We start from the raw sequence: 18,193 nt of genomic DNA, 5'->3' as shown, positions 1-18,193 counted from the left end.
ACGAAAGAGAGGAGCTTTCATGGCTGAGAGAAGCTCTAGATGAAGAATAACAGAAGGCTAATCCTGAGTGCAGCTAATCACTGCCGTTTGAGCCGCGTTAAGGTGATATTGAGAGATGAATGGGTTATTTGCATTCATAATCAGGGTGGTACCGCGAGTCAAGCTTCTCGTCCCTGTCCAGGGAAGAGGGCTTTTTTTGTGCAAAAAAATAACTATACTTTTTGCTTATAGTGAAAATATATGGGAGGTAAATAAATTGAAAAAACTTACAGGTTCAGAAATTCGTCAAATGTTTCTTGATTTTTTTAAGGAAAAAGGTCATGCAGTGGAGCCGAGTGCATCGCTAGTACCACATGAAGACCCATCCTTATTATGGATTAACAGTGGGGTTGCAACGCTCAAAAAATATTTTGATGGACGTGTGGTTCCTGAAAATCCGCGTATTACAAATGCACAGAAGTCTATCCGAACAAATGATATTGAAAATGTTGGGAAGACAGCCCGCCACCATACATTCTTTGAAATGCTGGGGAATTTTTCAATTGGCGATTATTTTAAAGTAGAATCGATTGAGTGGGCTTGGGAATTTTTAACGGATGAAAAATGGATTGGCTTTGAGAAAGAGAAGCTTTCCGTAACGATTCATCCAGAGGATGAAGAAGCATTTGAAATATGGAATCGTCAAATCGGGATTCCGGAAGAGCGGATTATCCGTTTAGAAGGAAACTTTTGGGATATTGGTGAAGGCCCAAGCGGTCCTAACACAGAAATTTTTTATGATCGTGGACCTGAATTCGGCAATGATCTAGAGGATCCTGAGCTATACCCAGGCGGCGAAAATGATCGTTATTTAGAAGTGTGGAATTTAGTGTTTTCTGAATTCAACCATAATCCGGATGGCACATATACACCGCTGCCAAAGAAAAACATTGATACTGGGATGGGACTTGAACGGATTACATCGGTTGTGCAAAATGTGGAAACAAACTTTGATACCGATTTATTTATCCCAATCATTCGAGCAACGGAGGAAATTTCAGGTGCACAATATGGGAAGGATAAAGAAACAGATGTTGCCTTTAAGGTCATTGCAGACCATATCAGAACGGTTGCCTTTGCAATTGGCGATGGCGCGATTCCATCAAATGAAGGACGTGGCTATGTTTTAAGACGCTTACTAAGAAGAGCTGTTCGTTATGCAAAGCATATCGGTATTAATCGTCCATTTATGTTTGAGCTTGTAGCGGTTGTTGGAGAGATAATGGTAGACTTTTATCCAGAGGTAAAAGAAAAACAGGCTTTTATTGAAAAAGTAATCAAAAATGAAGAAGAACGTTTCCATGAAACTCTTCACGAAGGTCTAGCCATTTTAGCGGAAGTCATCAAGAAGGAAAAAGAAAAGGGCAACAGTAAAATCTCTGGTGCAGATATCTTCCGTCTATATGACACCTATGGCTTCCCTGTTGAACTGACAGAAGAGTATGCCGAGGATGAGGGCATGAGTGTGGATCATGAAGGCTTTGAAAAGGAAATGGAGCAGCAGCGTGAGCGTGCCCGCTCTGCTCGCCAGGATGTGGACTCCATGCAGGTTCAAAGCGGTGTTCTAAGTGAGATTAAGAATGAAAGTAAATTTGATGGCTATGACCAGCTGCAATTAGAAGCAAACGTAATCGTCCTATTAAAGGGTGGACAGCTGACAGAGGAAGTCCAGTCAGGTGAGGAATTCCAATTTATCCTTGACCAGACTCCTTTCTATGCAGAAAGCGGCGGTCAAATTGCGGATAAAGGCTTCCTGACTGCTGATGGATTAAAGGTTGAGGTTCTAGATGTCCAAAAGGCTCCGAATGGCCAGAATCTGCATCGTGGTGTCGTAACAGAAGGAATGCTTAAGGTTGATACAAAGGTACAGGCTGTTGTGAATGAAGAGAATCGAGCAAGGGTAATTAAAAACCATACCGCTACACATCTTCTGCATCAAGCTCTAAAGGATGTGCTTGGGACACATGTTAATCAGGCTGGTTCATTAGTAGAGCCCGATCGTTTACGCTTTGACTTTTCTCACTTTGGCCAAGTTCAGCCTGAGGAATTGGAAAAAATTGAAGAAATCGTTAATGAGCAAATATGGAAGAGCATTTCAGTGGATATCAGCTATAAAGGCATTAACGAGGCAAAAGCGATGGGAGCCATGGCTCTGTTTGGAGAGAAATATGGTGATATTGTCCGAGTTGTAAAGGTCGGGGAATACAGTCTAGAGCTTTGTGGAGGCTGCCATGTTCCAAATACATCTGTAATCGGATTATTTAAAATCGTATCTGAAAGCGGAATTGGTGCGGGAATCCGCCGGATTGAGGCAGTGACAGGTGAAGGGGCATATAGCCTGATGAATAATCAAATCCATATTTTAAAAGAAGCAGCCTCTAAATTAAAAGCAAATTTAAAGGATGTCCCGGCTCGAATTGATATTTTACAGAATGAAGTGAAGCAGCTTCAGCGTGAAAATGAATCATTAGCGACTAAATTGGGCAATATTGAGGCAGGTAGTCTTGTATCCAAGGTGAGGGATATTAATGGGATTCCTGTATTAGCCGCAAAAGTGCAAGGGACAGACATGAATAATCTTCGTAATATGGCTGATGACTTGAAGCAAAAGCTAGGATCAGGTATTGTGGTTCTTGGCAGTCCGGTTGAAGGAAAGGTTAATCTAATTGCTGCCGTTACGAAGGATTTAATGGACAAAGGCTACCATGCTGGTAAGCTGATAAAAGAAGTAGCGACAAGATGCGGAGGCGGCGGTGGCGGCCGTCCAGATATGGCCCAAGCAGGTGGTAAGGATCCGGCAAAATTAGATGCGGCTTTAGAATATGTAGAAGAATGGGTGAAATCCGTTTGATATTGTCCTAAAGTAGTGTAAAATATATACAACTACGATTATAATCGGTAATTGGAGTGGATTATGTTTGTTTTTTCCTCTACAAAAAGTGAGGTGTAAATCATGAGCTCATTTGATCAAACAATGAGATTCAATTTCCCTGAAGAACCGTTTGAACATAATGTCAAGGAAGTGCTTCTCCAGGTTTACGAAGCATTACAGGAAAAAGGATACAATCCGATTAATCAAATTGTCGGTTATCTGCTATCAGGTGATCCCGCCTATATTCCAAGACATCGTGATGCAAGGAATATGATCCGCAAATTAGAACGGGATGAAATTATTGAAGAATTAATGAAATCCTATTTAAAGGAGAACAAAGCATAGGATTTGCATCCAATGGTTAATACGGTGGTAGATAGCAGCAAAAGACTCTTCAAACGATTTTTTAGTTTAGAAAAGGACAAGGCACTTTTGGTAGGATGAAGGTGCCTTGTTTTATGAATGATTGTACATAAAATATGGCTTTTCGAACAAGAAAAGGGGTTCTTCCCATTTCCTGTGGAAAGACAATGGCATCAAAATGGTGAGGGATCATGAATGCGAATTATGGGTTTAGATGTTGGTACTAAAACGGTTGGGGTTGCATTAAGTGATGCATTTGGCTGGACCGCGCAAGGCTTGAAGACAATCGCTATTAATGAGGCTGAAGGGGAATATGGCTTCAGTGAAATGGAAAAGATAATTAAAGAATATGAGGTTAGTACGATTGTAGTTGGATTGCCGAAAAATATGAACGGTACAATAGGTCCGCGTGGTGAAGCAAGCCAATTTTATGCCGATGAGCTGAATAAGCTCTTTGGAATCCCGGTTGTTCTTTGGGATGAAAGACTGACAACTGTTGCTGCAGAAAGAGTACTGCTCGAAGCGGATGTCAGTCGTAAAAAAAGAAAAAAAGTAATTGATAAAATGGCAGCTGCTATGATCCTGCAAGGATATTTAGACAGTAAAAATTAATGAGGTGATTGATATGAACCACGGTGAAAACAATATTACAATAGTCGATGAAGAAGGAAATGAGCAATTATGTGAAGTCCTTTTTACCTTTGACTCTGAAGAGTTTGGCAAATCCTATGTCCTTTATTATCCAATTGGTGCTGAAGATGACGAAGAGGAAATTGAGATACACGCTTCATCCTTCACGCCGAATGAAAATAATGAAGATGGCGAATTAATGCCGATCGAAACAGATGAAGAATGGGATCTAATCGAGGAAATGCTCAATACGTTCATGGATGAGCAGGAAGAAGAAGAATAATACTATACAGACCGGCCTTTTATAGGTTGGTCTTTCTTTATTTTAAAAGAGAGTGGTCTGGAACTTTTTTTTACGTTGTTTTAAAAATATAGTATAATAATTCGAGATATAATGTAAAACCCTGATGAATGGAGGGGAATGAATGAAGAATAAAGAGAAAAATGACGAAAATTCAGGTAAACTAGAAGAATTACTGGAGCGTCAAAAAGAAGCAAAGGTTGTCCGTAAGGTAGTTGCTATTATATCTATTTCCATTTTATTGATTGCTGTTCTTTTGTTCGGCGGCGGTTATCTTTATATTAATTCTGCATTAAAGCCGGTAGACCCGGATAGTAAAGAAGAAAAGAAGATTGAAATTCCAATAGGTTCAGGTGTTACAAATATTTCTAAAATTTTAGAGGATAACGGGATTATTAAAGACTCCCGTGTTTTTAAATATTATGTAAAGTTTAAAAACGAATCTGGCTTTATGGCGGGTGAATATGTTATGACACCTTCAATGACGCTACCACAAATAGTCAACAGTTTAAAGACAGGAAAAGTCATGCAGAAGGCTGTTTTTACAATGACAATCCCGGAAGGGCAAAAGTTAACTGAAATTGCAGAAATCATAGCAAAACATACAAGCCATAAGTCTGAAGATATTCTCGCTACATTAAATGACCGGACCTTTATTGAATCAATTATTTCTCAATACCCTGATTTGTTAACAAATGATGTCTTGAATCCGTTGATTAAATATCCGCTTGAAGGCTATTTATTTCCTGCGACGTATCCATTTTATAGGGAAGATCCTTCTCTCGAAGAAATCGTTACTGTCATGCTAAATAAAACAAAATCGGTTGTTGATGAATATCGAATCCAAATAGAAGAAAAACAGATGACTGTTCATCAACTACTGACAATGGCTTCCTTAATTGAAGAAGAAGCAACTGAAAAAGTGGATAGAGATAAAATCTCAAGTGTCTTCTATAACCGAATTGATTCGGGAATGCCTTTACAGACAGATCCTACTGTTCTTTATGCTAAAGGCGAGCACCAGGAAAAGGTTTATTATAGTGATTTAGAGATTGAGGACCCATTTAATACTTATATGAATCAGGGCTTGACGCCAGGGCCGATTGCGAATGCAGGTGTGTCCTCTATTGAGGCTGCATTAATGCCAGCTGAAACGGACTTCTTGTATTTCCTCGCAACACCTGGGGGCGAGGTATTATACTCGAAAACTCTTGACGAGCATAATGAGAAAAAGGCAGAACATATCCAATAACGGAAGAAACTACATGTATGTAATTGTGAACGGGAAGTGACAGTTTGTTGGCATTTCCCGTTTGTTTATGTTAAAATAGTTCAAGTGTTTTTCATACAGAAATCAGTAGCGTAAACACAGTTATGCAGGCTTGTCCTGAAAGTCGTTAAAATTATCCTGTTTTGACGATGATTCTGTGAAACGCTATTTTTTCATGCTTCACAGAATAAGGTGGCGATACGATGAAAAGTGATAAGATACAAGCCTATATAGAGAATTTAATTCCGGATCGTCCGGATTTTTTCATACAGATGGAAGCATACGCTTCTGAAAATAATGTTCCAATCATGGAGCTGGCCGGAATGGAGGCAATGCTCCAATTTCTACGTCTGACGCAGCCGGAAAGGATTCTTGAAGTGGGGACAGCGATTGGTTACTCAGCGTTACGAATGGCCGATGCTCTGCCAAACGCAAGGATTACAACCATTGAAAGAGATGTTGAGCGAGCTGCATTGGCACAGCAGTATATAAAGCAATTGGGCAAAGAGGAGCAAATTGAACTGATTATCGGTGATGCTCTTGAGGTTGAAGCGGATGTTGCTTCAAGCTCTCCCTATGATGTGATTTTTATTGATGCGGCAAAAGGTCAATATAAGAAGTTCTTCGAGTTATATTCAGGCTATCTGACCGAGCAGGGAATCATTGTAACGGATAACGTCCTATTTAAGGGCTTGGTGGCAGAAGAGCAAATTGAAAGTAAACGAACAGCTAATCTTGTCAAAAAAATCCGTCAGTTCAATGAGTGGCTGATGAAGCATTCTGACTATCATACCGTAATAATACCCGTTGGAGACGGTGTAGCAATTAGTAAGAAGAGGTGAATAACGTGAAAAAACCAGAATTACTCGTAACACCGGCAGATGTGAATCAAATCCTTCCGTTAATTGAGGCTGGAGCAGATGCATTTGTAATTGGTGAACAAAGATATGGCCTGCGCTTGGCAGGCGAATTTTCCCGTGAGCAGGTAGAAAAGGCGATTCAAATCGCTCATGAAAAGGGTAAAAAAGTATATGTGGCAATGAATGCTTTATTTCATAATGATAAAGTACCTGAACTTGCCGGCTATCTTCAGTTCTTACAAAAGGCGGGGGCAGATGCTGCCATCTTTGGAGATCCAGCTGTATTAATGGCGGCAAGAGAAGCAGCTCCTGATTTGAAGCTTCACTGGAGTACAGAAAAATTAGGAACAAATTGGTACACATGTAACTATTGGGGGCGTAAAGGAGCCAAACGTGCCGTTCTTGCCCCAGAAATTAATCTTGATGCGATTCTTGAAATGAAAGAAAAGGCCGAGGTTGAAATTGAGGTTCAGGTTCATGGCATGATCAACATGTTCCAATCAAAACGCTCACTCCTTGGTCACTATTTCGAGTATCAAGGAAAAGCGATGGAAGTTGAAAATCGTAAACAGGAAAAAAATATGTTCTTGCATGATAAAGAGCGTGAAAATAAATATCCAATTTTTGAAGATGAAAATGGAACTCATATTATGAGTCCTAATGATATGTGTGTTATTGATGAGCTACAGGATTTGATTGAAGCAGAAGTAGATTCCTTTAAAATCGATGGAATCCTGCACGAACCTTCCTATGTTCTAGAGGTAACGAAGCTATTTCGTCAGGCAATCGATACGTGCATAGAGGACCCAGATGCGTATGAAGATATAAAGACCGACTTACTTGAGAGAATTGAAGACATTCAACCCGAACATCGCCCGTTAGACACTGGCTTTTTCTTTAAGGAAACAGTTTACTAGGTACGAGAACACGTTAAGTAAGGAAATGTCAGCAGATAATGAGAAAGGGGATTATCATGTCCATAACGAAACAGCCTATTTCACAAATCGTGAATGGGAAACGAATAATTGTTAAAAAGCCTGAACTATTAGCACCAGCTGGTAATCTTGAAAAATTAAAAATTGCTGTGCATTATGGTGCAGATGCTGTATTTATTGGGGGTCAGGAATATGGCCTTCGCTCAAACGCCGATAACTTCACGTTCGAAGAGATGAAGGAAGGCGTAGAATTTGCGAAAAAATATGGTGCAAAAATCTACGTAACAACGAATATTATTGCTCATAATGAGAATATCGAGGGTCTTGAGGACTATATACTTGGATTAAAGGAAGCGGGCATTCATGGGATTATTGTCGCGGATCCATTAATAATTGAAACCTGTCAGCGCCTAGCTCCAGGAATTGAGGTACATTTGAGTACACAGCAATCCTTATCTAACTGGAAAGCAGTTCAATTTTGGAAAGAAGAGGGGCTTCAGCGTGTAGTTCTGGCCCGTGAAACAAGTGCAGAAGAAATCCGTGAAATGAAGGAAAAAGTTGATATTGAAATAGAAACCTTTGTTCATGGGGCGATGTGTATTGCCTATTCCGGGCGCTGTACATTGAGTAATCACATGACAGCTCGTGACTCCAATCGAGGCGGCTGCTGCCAATCATGCCGTTGGGATTATGATCTTTACCAATTGAACAATGACGAAGAGGCGGCCTTATTCAGTGAAAATGATGAACCATTTGCGATGAGTCCAAAGGATTTAAATTTAATTCAATCAATTCCAAAGATGATTGAATTAGGCATTGACAGTTTAAAGGTTGAAGGCCGTATGAAATCCATTCACTACATTGCAACAGTTGTCAGTGTATATCGTAAGGTTATTGATGCATATTGCGCAGATCCGGATCATTTTGTTATCCAAAAAGAATGGCTGAAGGAATTAGAAAAATGTGCAAATCGCGAAACAGCACCTGCATTTTTTGAAGGGGTACCAGGGTATAAAGAGCAAATGTTTGGAAATCATAGCAAAAAGACAAGCTTTGATTTTGCAGGACTTGTGCTAGACTATAACCCGGAAACAAGCATGGTAACCCTTCAGCAGCGTAATCACTTCAGACCTGGACAAGAAGTAGAATTCTTCGGACCAGAAATTGAGAATTTCACACAGCTTATCGAAAAAATCTGGGATGAAGACGGGAACGAATTAGATGCTGCCCGTCATCCTTTGCAAATTGTTCATTTTAAGGTTGATAAACCTGTATACCCAAATAATATGATGCGTAAGGAATTGTAATCGTATCATATGAAAAATGACTTCATTTTGAAGAAATTAAGTCAAAAAATACATGTGTTATTGCATAATAATCATTTTTATGCAACAATAACATAAATAATTATTACCTTATTATCAAACCCAAAATGCGCGTTCTATTAAGGACGCGCATGTATATATTTTTATCCGATAAAAGGTATTGCACTTATTACAATGATACCGCACAATCTAATGGGGGTTGTGAACACTAGAAGGAGTGAAAGGTTTTGGCAGTAGAAAAGGTATTTCCTATGACGCAAGCTGGTAAAGAAAAGCTTGAGCAAGAATTAGAACAATTGAAAACGGTTAAACGTAAAGAAGTGGTAGAAAGAATTAAAATTGCCCGCAGTTTTGGTGATTTATCTGAGAACTCTGAATATGATTCCGCAAAGGAAGAGCAGGCTTTTGTTGAAGGCCGTATTACAACAATCGAAAATATGATTCGTAATGCAAAAATTATTGGAGAAGACGAATTGAACAGTGATTCCGTTCAATTAGGAAGCTCTGTTACCTTTATTGAACTTCCAGATGGAGACGAAGAAACATACACAATCGTTGGAAGTGCTGAAGCAGATCCGTTCGAAGGGAAAATCTCAAATGATTCTCCGATTGCGAAAAGTCTAATTGGCAAAAAAGTTGGAGATGAAGTTACTGTCCATACGCCTGGTGGCGAAATGAACGTTAAAATCGTGACAATTAAATAATTCTGAAAAAATTGTTTATAAATCAAACACCTCGTCAAAACTTTTGACGAGGTGTTGTTTATTATGTGGAGAAAAAGAGCAGTCATCATGATATGTATTTGTATGGTTTGTTTTGCTTTATTAATCGGTCGTTTAATGCAGTTGCAGCTTTTCGAAACAGAGCATTTCTCGAAGCATGGTATTAATTTGCTTGAGGAAAGTGTTTCGCAAAGGTCACAGGCCATCGTAATAGACAGCGGCAGAGGGGGATTTCTAGATAGAAAGGGAAATGCCTTAACACATCAAAATATACCCGTGCTTATTCTTTTTCCTTTTTTAAAAAAAATGGATTGGGATGTTCAAACGGTAGCATCGATTGTGGGAGTTAATACCAATACATTATTAAATGCTGTGAAAGAGGCCAAAGAGCCTTTTGCCTTTGGAAGTCCACAGCCCTTACAGTTAACGAAAGTGCAAATGAAAAATATTAATGGGCTGCAAATTCCTGGTGTGTTCGCGGTGGAAAAGAAATTCATGATTGAAAGCAATCCTGCTGAGCACCTTATCGGAATTACTGGAGAGAATGAAGAGTTACTAAAAGCACGCTATCCGGACAAGGAGATTTCCTTGAAAACCTCGATTGGTCTAACAGGTTTAGAGAAGAGCTTTGATGAATTTCTTCTGCCAGAAGGGGAAGCAAAGCTTGTTTATCATGTCGATGCAAGTGGGGGACCCCTTTTTGGAATAAATGTAAAGTATGTCGAGCCTGCGAATCCTTTTTACCCAATTAACGTTAGAACAACGATTGACTCAGAGCTACAGCAAAGGGCTGAGGAATTAGTTGATCAACATGGAATTCAAAAGGGGGGACTAGTGTTATTAGATATCAAGACAAATTCTGTTTTATCGATAGTATCCCGTCCTAACATTAATAAGAATGACCCTTTTAATGAAAAAACAAGCGGAACACAAAATTTGATGTTAAAGCAGCAAATTACAGGGTCTGTGTTTAAAACCGTTGTCGCAGCTGCTGCGATAGAGAATCAACTCGATGACCCGGCAAGACTGTTTGACTGCAATAGGAAAATTAATGGTGAATTAGATTCGCAGTATCAATATGGTTCATTGAATTTAAGTGACAGCTTTGCTAGAAGCTGTAATAATACGTTTGCAACATTAGCAAAAGAGCTGCAGGAAAAGAATTCACATATGCTGGAGGACTATGCAAAAAAATTGGCCTTTGTCGGACCATCCGGCTGGATAGGGGATATTTATCATTATGAAGCATTTAAGCAGCTTCCTGAAGAGGACCATGGTAGAGTATTCTTATCTGATGAAGCTCGTACTGACCGGAATTACGCAGGTCTAACGGGGATTGGTCAGCATGAGGTAAGAGCGACACCGCTAGCGGTTGCTAATATGATGGCAGCGATTGCCAGGGGTGGCAAGAAAGAAATGGTGCGCGCAGCATATGCTCTTGAATATAAAAACGGGACATCACTACTATCCTTTAAAGAAAAGAATTTAGAAGGTGATAGAATTTCCTCCTATACGGCAACAAAGCTGCAGCGGCTTCTGCGCTATGTCGTGACACATGGAGAAGGTACTGGTCGTTGGTTTCAAGATCTACCCTATGATGTAGCGGGAAAATCTGGTACGGGTGAAACTGGTAAATATAAGGAAGGCAAACAGCTTCATAATAAATGGTTTGCGGGCTATTTTCCCTATGAAAACCCCCGCTACGCACTGGTGGCAGTCAATCTTGATGTAATGGAAAGTGAAGGCGGAGTGAACCTTCTGTTTGCAGATATGGTAAAATCTATTTATGAATACGATCAAAACCAAAAAGAGTGAAACCTTAGGACCTTTTTTTCAGTATAATCCTATGATATAGTTGAATCTGTTTTAAAGCTTTTGGAGAGGAGACATAAACAGTGAAAGACAATAAGCAGCCCTTAAATGAAAAATCTCGTTCGTTGCTTCGGTCGAAAAGACGAAAAACCAATATTATATTAAATAGCTTAATAATCATTGTTTTCTTATTAATTATATTTGTATCCGTTAAGATTTTCTTCGGGAGTGATGAGACTGCCAGTGAGAAAAAAAATCTTGCGGGTGCAGACAGCAGCATTATTGCAGAAAGAGCTCAATCAACAGAAGAGAACAGTAGCGAAAAGAAAGTGCAGGACAAAGAAAAGTCAAGTGATGATGAAAAATCACAAAATAAGAAAGAAGAGCAGAATGATCAGGCCGAAGATGATGTAGATCGTGAGCAAGAAAAGGCTGATAAAGAAAAAGATAAAGAAAAAGATAAAGATAAAAATAAGAAGGATGTTGAGGATGAGGCAGTTGTTACAGAAGGAGGCAGCAATCAAGATGTAAAGAAGACGATTGTCAATCCTGGATGGGAACCGCTTGAGACATCACAAGCTGAACCAAAACCAAATGAATACGGTGGGCAGAACTGGGACGAAATGGTCCAGGCTATTACGTACGCTACTGGTATAGATGAAAGTAATATGACGATAATATTTCTAGGTAATAATGGTCCAAATAAATCAGTTGGTACGATTCTGGAAAAGGATACACAACAAAAATATCGCGTTTATATCGATTGGGTAGAAGGCTCTGGCTGGCAGCCTACAATGGTAGAAGAATTAAACGGTTAGTAAACAGAAAAAGACAGAGGGGCTAAGCGATATCCTCTCTGTCTTTTCTGTTTACTCAACGACTTTTGCTTCTGCTTTCTTGACAAGTTTTTCTAGCTTAAGGTCAAGAAATATAGTCATTTTTTGATTGGCATCCTTTAGATTAAGGTTGCCAATTTCAACAATTCTTTTTAGCCGATAATTTAAAGTATTGGTGTGAATATTTAAAGTTTTGGATGCTTCATTTACATTGCTATCATTGTTCAAATATACGTCTAATGTTTGTACGAGGTCAGTATGATATTTCTGATCATACTCATGAAGCTTTTTTAATGAATAGTTTTCATAGTCTTCCGTTAACGCTTTATCACGGAGAATATCAAGGTATCTAAAAATCCCTAATTCCTGATAGCTATGAATATGACTTACCTCTGAAGGGAATTTCCCTTTCAAATCCAATAATGATAAGGCCTGCTGATAAGATTTTTCAACCTTTATATAATTATTAAATAATCCGCCAATGCTTTGGACAATGGATTCCACATGATACCTTTCCTTCATTTTTTCAACGAACCAATCGCAGAATTTGAGGATATGCTGTAGTTCACCAGATTCAGACAGTGAAATAAGCAGAATAAGCTGTGAGTGGTCAAAGGTATAAAGTGTAATCTTCGGATCCTGACGTGTTTTTAAAAGATAGATGATTTTTTTTTCTTCCTCTCCAGAAATAACGGTGGAAGAAAACTGAAAAATAACAACTGCAAATTGGGCAGGCGGCACCATTTGCAGTGTATGGAATTTATCTTTGATTTCATTATTTGAATGATAGTGACTGGTTAAAAGCTGCCAGAAAAACTCCTGATATCTTTCTTCCCTCATATTTTTCGGTGCTTGCACTTTTAAGAGGATATTCTTCGTTGCAGCAGCTGCCTGCTTAAGAATCACTAAATCCTTGTCCTCAAATGGTTTTTCCCCTTCTAATGCCCATATAAAGCCAAGCACCTCATCTTTTTTCCAAATCGATACGGCTACCCGTTCGCTGAACCCCATATCATCCATTGCTTTAACTCGAATTGGCTCAGAGCTTGATAATAAGGCAGGTATCGTTCCTTCCTTCCATAATTGATTGATGATCTTTTCCGGCACTCGTCGCTGAATAATCGTTGAAATTCTTACCCTATCTGTTTGAAGGTCATGAGAGCTGTATGAAAGAAGATTATGATTTGCATCTTCGATTGTGATAGGGCAGTGGAGTAGTTTACTTACGTAATCGGCAAGTTCATCTAAATGATGAAAGTTTGTATGAAAAGGGTTGTGGACCATGCTACATCTAACCTTTCTGGCAACTTAAAGTAATTCTGCTGTTATTTTTTAGGCTATAGAGAAACCCCTTGTTAATCCTAACAAAAATATATTGAAATAGTAATGGATTTCATAAAATTTTTTTCCAGAGCTAACAGCGTCGGTTTATTAACCGCGACTGGTCTTATAATGAACAACGGCTGAGTAATACGTTCTACCGTTATCATCGACATGCATTTGATGAGAAACTGAATGAACCTTAAGTAAAATGGCTTTATTCACTTCTATTTGCTGATTAATGTTCTTCTCAAGTGTTTTGATATCCAGGGCTTCATAAAATTCTACTTTGTCTTCGATTAAATCAAGCTGAAACTTCATTTGTACCTACATCCTTTCTTTTATATCTTATGTCCTAATCAAATATAAAATTATACTATATTGAGCACTGTTTTAGTATCGTGTTTGAATATGAATAAAATTGTTGTATACTTTTAGGATGAAAGTTTGTCTATCGGCATAAAAAGAAAGAGGTAACCATAAATGAAAATAGCGATAATTGGAGCAATGGAAGAAGAAGTGACGATTCTTAGGGATCAAATGAAGGACCAGAGAGTTGAAGTGATTGCAGGTTCTGAATTTACTTTTGGAATCATGGACGGTGTTGAAGTTGTGCTACTTCGTTCTGGGATTGGTAAGGTAAATGCTGCTATGTCAACAACGATCCTGCTTGAAAAGTATTCACCAGATTATATTATTAATACAGGCTCAGCGGGTGGTTATGACCCGAATTTAAATATAGGTGATATTGTCATTTCTTCAGAGGTCCGACATCATGACGTTGATGTCACGATATTCGGCTATGAATATGGTCAGGTTCCGCGTCTGCCAGCGGCATTTGCAGCAGATAAAGAACTCATTAAGATAGCTTTAGATGGAGCCAAGGAAATCAGCGGTGTTCAAACGGTTGAAGGCTTAATTGCAACTGGAGATTCCTTTATGAATGATCCTGTCAGAGTAGAATTTGTTCGCGAGAAGTTCTCGGACCTTAAGGCTGTAGAAATGGAAGCGGCAGCGATTGCCCAAGTAGCGCATCAATTCGGAGTCCCTTTTGTTATCATCCGTTCGTTGTCCGATATTGCTGGGAAGGAATCCAATATCTCCTTTGATCAGTTTTTAGAAAAGGCTGCTGTCAATTCATCCAGCCTCGTGATTAGAATGGTAAACTTAATAAAAAATCATTAACTATTCTAGGGAGACTGGAAGAGATTCAGTCTCCGATTCTTATTACTAAAATTTACATCATCTGTGACTTGTTTAAGTATGTTAAAGTAAATAAGTAGTTAACGAGAATGCAAGTCAACATTTTGATGATGCAGGTGATGAGATGCAAAAGGTAAAGGAATATTATGATAAAATGGTTGATTTTAAGCAGTATGCCAAGGTATTGCTTGCTATAAGTGCGTTCTTTTATTTAGGTGTTCTTATTCCAACCGTGGAAAAGAATCAATTTGAGATTGTGGTCATGATGGTGATCACGACAGTTTTTCTGGCAGGGTCAGTTTTATTCCTAATGCGGTCAAAAAGCTATTATAAAAAGCTGCTTGAATCGGAGGAAGGACAGGAATTTTTAATGAATAGATAAAAAAACGTCCGTTTTGGACGTTTTTTTGCTTTTTATGCTTGTTTGTAAGGGTTTTCAAAACGTAACAAAACTTTCACATTCCGTCACCGCTTTATCTCATATAATGTGGTAAATTCATACTATACAAAACTTACCATCAGGGGTGTTGGAGATGTTTATCATGGTAATGTCTTTTATTATTGTGGGGGCAATTGGCTGTATTATTTCTGCTGAAATTGCAGATTAAGTTTAACTTCATTCAGCAAATGTTTTTTGTACCGAAAGCTCTCGACAGGTACAGAATTCCTCCACTTCTATAAGTGGGAGATGAATGAAGTTAAGCCTCCGGCGGATGTCTCGGATTTTTTAAAGGTAGTTTATCGAGCGAGCTCAAGTAATCCGGACGCAAATTCGACGGCGAATTTGATATGAAAAGGCGTTAACACCGTTACTGGGTTAATGCCTTTTTTTCCTTTCCATACAGCTAGAAAAAGACAGACGAGGATTGTTTACCTAGTAATTCTATCTTTATTCCATATTTTTTCGTTTTTCCTTTTCAGCACGATAGAATTCATGGAACATTTTCATGAGTGCTCTTTTTTCAATTCTGGAAACATAGCTTCTTGATATGCCGAGCTCCTTTGCAATTTCCCTCTGGGTTTTTTCTTTTTGTAAATCAAGACCAAAACGACCGACAATGACCTCCTTTTCCCGATCATCCAGTACATCGATATATTCCTTTACCTTTTCAAGCTCCATATTCAACTGTATGGTATCAATGACATCCTCCGATTCCGATTTTAGAACATCAATAAGAGATATTTCATTTCCTTCCTTATCCTGTCCAATCGGGTCATGCAATGAGACATCCTTTTTCGTCTTCTTTAATGCTCGCAGATGCATTAGAATTTCATTTTCAATACATCTGGCAGCATAGGTTGCAAGCTTTGTACCTTTTCCATCAGAGTAACTCTCAATGGCTTTAATGAGCCCAATAGTACCGATGGAAATCAAATCCTCTGCATCCTCACCTGTATTTTCGAATTTCTTTACTATATGGGCAACTAATCGCAGATTATGCTCAATCAGAATATTGCGGGCATTCGAATCACCTTCTGCCATCAATTGCAAATACTTTTTTTCATCGGCAGCAGATAGTGGTTGAGGAAAGGCGTTATTTTTAACATAGGAGACGAGAAAGACAATTTCCTTTAATACATAAGCAATTGCCGTCATAATCCCGGACATGGCGCCACCTCCGCTTATTTAAGTATGAGACTGATGCCTGTAACCAATACTTATGTGAAAGGGAAGGCTAATTTGTCTGTCCAGTCAAAATAAATTTCCTTTGGATTTAGTGAATGATATAAAATGAAGCTCATACTGATGTAGTACGAGCTCTCTTTAGATTTGAAATTGATATATATGTTGTTTATACCTTTTTTAAACGGAAGGTGCTAACCATTAGAAGAGAAAGAACAATGATTAAAAACAGAAAAAATTGTGGTGGCAGATATGGGAGGGCTAAAAAGCTAAACGTTGCTAAGCAACCAGCAGCAGTTATCGGTAATCCGGTAAAATAACTATGATTTTGGGAAATGTTGAAGCGTGCAAGCCTAAATGCACCGCAGGCAATGTAAAATACAGTAAAAAAGGTACCAGGAGCGCCGAATTCATATAAAATAGCTTGATACAAAAGTAGTGCGGGAGCGACACCAAATGATATAATATCACTCATAGAATCTAACTGCTCTCCCAGTTCGGACTCAATATTTAATTTTCTTGCTGTCATCCCATCAAAGCGGTCCAATAGTGCCGCAATAAAAATTAGGAGCAGGCTTAGGTGTAATTCGCCTCTAATAGTAGAAATAATGGCGAATCCACCCAATGTTAAATTGCCAAGCGTCAGTATATTGGCAGTTTGGGTTTTTAATTTTTTTATCGTCTGATCTAAGACATGCGATAAGAACAATCTCCTCACTCCTTTCATTAGAAATGGGATTAACTCCTAAGTCTATTTATATAATTGTAAAGTGTTTACGCGTGTTAGTAAAGGCAAAACTGCCTTTTGGAGGTTAAGATATTGATACAAATGATCTATCGCTTATTCATTGAATTAACAAACAGGAAAACAACTTCATTATTGCTGGCTAAGTTTTCCAAATCGAAACTAAGCAGGATGTTTATACCTTCCTTTTCAAGAATATATAAAATTAATCAGTTTGAGATGGAGAAGCCTCTCCATGAATATCAATCTCTAAATGAGTTTTTCACAAGAAAATTAAAGCCTGATGCCAGGCCTATTTTTCAAGATTCATTATCGGTCATTAGTCCTGTCGATGCCACTATTGAAGATATGGGCGAGATTTCATTCGATCACAGCATCCATGTGAAAGGAAAAATGTATTCTGTCTCAGAAATGCTTGGCGGTGAGGATAAGGTACAAAAATATCTTAATGGAACGTTTATGGTCTTTTATTTAAGTCCTACAAATTATCATCGTATCCACAGTCCTATTTCAGGGAAAATTACCGAGCAGAGGACGATTGGTACAAAATCCTATCCTGTTAATAAATATGGTTTAAAATATGGAAAAAGACCGCTTTCGAAAAATTATCGTATTATCACAGAAATATATTATAATGGTGTATCGATGGCCTTAGTAAAAGTTGGTGCCATGTTTATTAATTCGATTGAGATTTTAAGCAACAGGAATGAAGTAGAAAAAGGCTCCGAAATCGCCTATTTTTCGTTTGGATCAACGGTTGTCCTTCTTTTTGAAGCGAATACATTTACACCTGTGTTAAAAAATTTACCTTATCCTGTTCAAGTTGGTGAGTGTATTGGTTATCTTAAAGAGACTTCCACACGATAATCAGCTTGCCGTGTAAAAAGAAAAACCCCTGTTGGAGAGACTATGAAGAAACATTGATGGTGATGTTGAGGGAGCGTCGGTGAATTTCAGCTTCGATTAAGCGGATAAAATCTGGACTTAAGTTTAATTCTATGGCTTTGTGATAGGATTCTAGCAGTAGCTCATCTGATAGTTTAAACATGTCAGAATTCACCTCCATTTTCCTGTTATGATAATGGATCATCTATCAGGATACTTAGGCTATGAAACAAAAGAGTTCAATTGCTTGCTCTATAAACGTATAGTGTAGGTTGTGTTGCTTGTATACATACTCTAACAGAATTTAATGTTGAGAACAATCGTTCTCTTATCCACATTAATAAGTGGATAACTTGTGATTAGGTTGTTAATAAATAGAAATACTGTACTAAAATCAATACCAGTAATGTGAATAAAGTTATCCACATTTTTACTTGCTGTTGAAGACTGT

19 protein-coding genes are annotated in these 18,193 nt (G+C 38.4%); 14 read left to right on the top strand and 5 right to left on the bottom strand.

The annotated features are described in order from the left end of the window. Window positions 1–256: 256 nt before the first annotated feature. The 11 genes from alaS to BQ5321_RS18275 all read left to right on the top strand — a co-directional run bounded on the left by alaS (window position 257) and on the right by BQ5321_RS18275 (window position 11,947). Window positions 257–2,890, top strand: a complete 2,634-nt coding sequence (alaS, locus tag BQ5321_RS18325) for an alanine--tRNA ligase (protein WP_071395861.1) — start codon at window positions 257–259, stop codon at window positions 2,888–2,890. Between the two features lie 102 nt (window positions 2,891–2,992). After that, window positions 2,993–3,256, top strand: a complete 264-nt coding sequence (locus BQ5321_RS18320) for an IreB family regulatory phosphoprotein (RefSeq protein WP_071395860.1) — start codon at window positions 2,993–2,995, stop codon at window positions 3,254–3,256. A 213-nt stretch (window positions 3,257–3,469) separates the two neighbouring features. Next, on the top strand, window positions 3,470–3,886 hold the full coding sequence (ruvX, locus tag BQ5321_RS18315) for a Holliday junction resolvase RuvX (RefSeq protein WP_071395859.1): 417 nt from the start codon (window positions 3,470–3,472) through the stop codon (window positions 3,884–3,886). Between the two features lie 13 nt (window positions 3,887–3,899). Further along, on the top strand, window positions 3,900–4,187 hold the full coding sequence (locus tag BQ5321_RS18310) for a DUF1292 domain-containing protein (protein ID WP_071395858.1): 288 nt from the start codon (window positions 3,900–3,902) through the stop codon (window positions 4,185–4,187). Window positions 4,188–4,329: 142 nt separating this feature from the next. Then, the gene (gene mltG, locus BQ5321_RS18305; protein ID WP_071395857.1) at window positions 4,330–5,457 is read left to right on the top strand and encodes an endolytic transglycosylase MltG; all 1,128 of its coding nucleotides are present in this window, start codon (window positions 4,330–4,332) and stop codon (window positions 5,455–5,457) included. Window positions 5,458–5,678: 221 nt separating this feature from the next. Next, entirely contained in the window at window positions 5,679–6,317 is a 639-nt protein-coding gene (locus BQ5321_RS18300) for an O-methyltransferase (protein WP_071395856.1), read from the top strand. 5 nt (window positions 6,318–6,322) lie between these two features. After that, entirely contained in the window at window positions 6,323–7,252 is a 930-nt protein-coding gene (locus BQ5321_RS18295; RefSeq protein WP_071395855.1) for a peptidase U32 family protein, read from the top strand. A 56-nt stretch (window positions 7,253–7,308) separates the two neighbouring features. Continuing rightward, complete coding sequence (locus BQ5321_RS18290) at window positions 7,309–8,577, top strand: peptidase U32 family protein (protein ID WP_071395854.1); 1,269 nt, start codon at window positions 7,309–7,311, stop codon at window positions 8,575–8,577. A gap of 245 nt (window positions 8,578–8,822) precedes the next feature. Next, entirely contained in the window at window positions 8,823–9,299 is a 477-nt protein-coding gene (gene greA / locus BQ5321_RS18285) for a transcription elongation factor GreA (RefSeq protein ID WP_071395853.1), read from the top strand. Window positions 9,300–9,362: 63 nt separating this feature from the next. Continuing rightward, complete coding sequence (locus BQ5321_RS18280; protein WP_071395852.1) at window positions 9,363–11,132, top strand: peptidoglycan D,D-transpeptidase FtsI family protein; 1,770 nt, start codon at window positions 9,363–9,365, stop codon at window positions 11,130–11,132. An 80-nt stretch (window positions 11,133–11,212) separates the two neighbouring features. Beyond that, window positions 11,213–11,947, top strand: a complete 735-nt coding sequence (locus tag BQ5321_RS18275) for a YrrS family protein (RefSeq protein WP_071395851.1) — start codon at window positions 11,213–11,215, stop codon at window positions 11,945–11,947. A gap of 51 nt (window positions 11,948–11,998) precedes the next feature. Here BQ5321_RS18275 and BQ5321_RS18270 read toward each other — a convergent pair whose 3' ends face one another. Together BQ5321_RS18270 and BQ5321_RS18265 are read right to left on the bottom strand one after the other, a co-directional pair. Next, window positions 11,999–13,249 (bottom strand): PucR family transcriptional regulator, encoded by a 1,251-nt coding sequence (locus tag BQ5321_RS18270; protein ID WP_071395850.1) that lies wholly within the window; start codon window positions 13,247–13,249, stop codon window positions 11,999–12,001. A 147-nt stretch (window positions 13,250–13,396) separates the two neighbouring features. Next, window positions 13,397–13,606: a YrzA family protein gene (locus BQ5321_RS18265; protein WP_071395849.1), complete on the bottom strand. Its 210-nt coding sequence runs from the start codon at window positions 13,604–13,606 to the stop codon at window positions 13,397–13,399. Window positions 13,607–13,768: 162 nt separating this feature from the next. Between BQ5321_RS18265 and mtnN the strand changes: the two genes are divergently transcribed. Together mtnN and BQ5321_RS18255 are read left to right on the top strand one after the other, a co-directional pair. Beyond that, complete coding sequence (gene mtnN, locus BQ5321_RS18260) at window positions 13,769–14,470, top strand: 5'-methylthioadenosine/S-adenosylhomocysteine nucleosidase (protein ID WP_071395848.1); 702 nt, start codon at window positions 13,769–13,771, stop codon at window positions 14,468–14,470. Between the two features lie 142 nt (window positions 14,471–14,612). Beyond that, entirely contained in the window at window positions 14,613–14,870 is a 258-nt protein-coding gene (locus BQ5321_RS18255; RefSeq protein WP_071395847.1) for a YrhC family protein, read from the top strand. A gap of 507 nt (window positions 14,871–15,377) precedes the next feature. Here the strand turns inward: BQ5321_RS18255 and sigK are convergent. After that, window positions 15,378–16,097 carry an RNA polymerase sporulation sigma factor SigK gene (sigK, locus tag BQ5321_RS18250; protein WP_071395846.1) on the bottom strand — a complete coding sequence of 240 codons (720 nt, stop codon included), beginning with the start codon at window positions 16,095–16,097 and terminating at the stop codon, window positions 15,378–15,380. 184 nt (window positions 16,098–16,281) lie between these two features. After that, the gene (gene pssA / locus BQ5321_RS18245; protein ID WP_071395845.1) at window positions 16,282–16,821 is read right to left on the bottom strand and encodes a CDP-diacylglycerol--serine O-phosphatidyltransferase; all 540 of its coding nucleotides are present in this window, start codon (window positions 16,819–16,821) and stop codon (window positions 16,282–16,284) included. Between the two features lie 111 nt (window positions 16,822–16,932). On the opposite strand from pssA, the gene BQ5321_RS18240 reads away from it, so the two are divergent. Next, window positions 16,933–17,724 carry a phosphatidylserine decarboxylase gene (locus BQ5321_RS18240; protein WP_071395844.1) on the top strand — a complete coding sequence of 264 codons (792 nt, stop codon included), beginning with the start codon at window positions 16,933–16,935 and terminating at the stop codon, window positions 17,722–17,724. Window positions 17,725–17,764: 40 nt separating this feature from the next. Here BQ5321_RS18240 and sda read toward each other — a convergent pair whose 3' ends face one another. Continuing rightward, window positions 17,765–17,905, bottom strand: a complete 141-nt coding sequence (sda, locus tag BQ5321_RS18235; RefSeq protein ID WP_071395843.1) for a sporulation histidine kinase inhibitor Sda — start codon at window positions 17,903–17,905, stop codon at window positions 17,765–17,767. Window positions 17,906–18,193: the final 288 nt, after the last annotated feature.

It is taken from the genome of Bacillus tuaregi, from assembly GCF_900104575.1.
In the GTDB taxonomy this organism is placed as follows: domain Bacteria; phylum Bacillota; class Bacilli; order Bacillales; family Cytobacillaceae; genus Bacillus_BD; species Bacillus_BD tuaregi.
This window is presented reverse-complemented; position numbering and strand designations above follow the sequence as displayed.

Coding starts and splice junctions, on each gene's coding strand:
- BQ5321_RS18320 (WP_071395860.1), top strand. CDS start 2,993: ATGAGCTCATTTGATCAAACAATGAGATTCAATTTCCCTGAAGAACCG.
- ruvX (WP_071395859.1), top strand. CDS start 3,470: ATGCGAATTATGGGTTTAGATGTTGGTACTAAAACGGTTGGGGTTGCA.
- BQ5321_RS18310 (WP_071395858.1), top strand. CDS start 3,900: ATGAACCACGGTGAAAACAATATTACAATAGTCGATGAAGAAGGAAAT.
- mltG (WP_071395857.1), top strand. CDS start 4,330: ATGAAGAATAAAGAGAAAAATGACGAAAATTCAGGTAAACTAGAAGAA.
- BQ5321_RS18300 (WP_071395856.1), top strand. CDS start 5,679: ATGAAAAGTGATAAGATACAAGCCTATATAGAGAATTTAATTCCGGAT.
- BQ5321_RS18290 (WP_071395854.1), top strand. CDS start 7,309: ATGTCCATAACGAAACAGCCTATTTCACAAATCGTGAATGGGAAACGA.
- BQ5321_RS18280 (WP_071395852.1), top strand. CDS start 9,363: ATGTGGAGAAAAAGAGCAGTCATCATGATATGTATTTGTATGGTTTGT.
- BQ5321_RS18270 (WP_071395850.1), bottom strand. CDS start 13,249: ATGGTCCACAACCCTTTTCATACAAACTTTCATCATTTAGATGAACTT.
- BQ5321_RS18265 (WP_071395849.1), bottom strand. CDS start 13,606: ATGAAGTTTCAGCTTGATTTAATCGAAGACAAAGTAGAATTTTATGAA.
- mtnN (WP_071395848.1), top strand. CDS start 13,769: ATGAAAATAGCGATAATTGGAGCAATGGAAGAAGAAGTGACGATTCTT.
- BQ5321_RS18255 (WP_071395847.1), top strand. CDS start 14,613: ATGCAAAAGGTAAAGGAATATTATGATAAAATGGTTGATTTTAAGCAG.
- sigK (WP_071395846.1), bottom strand. CDS start 16,097: ATGTCCGGGATTATGACGGCAATTGCTTATGTATTAAAGGAAATTGTC.
- sda (WP_071395843.1), bottom strand. CDS start 17,905: ATGTTTAAACTATCAGATGAGCTACTGCTAGAATCCTATCACAAAGCC.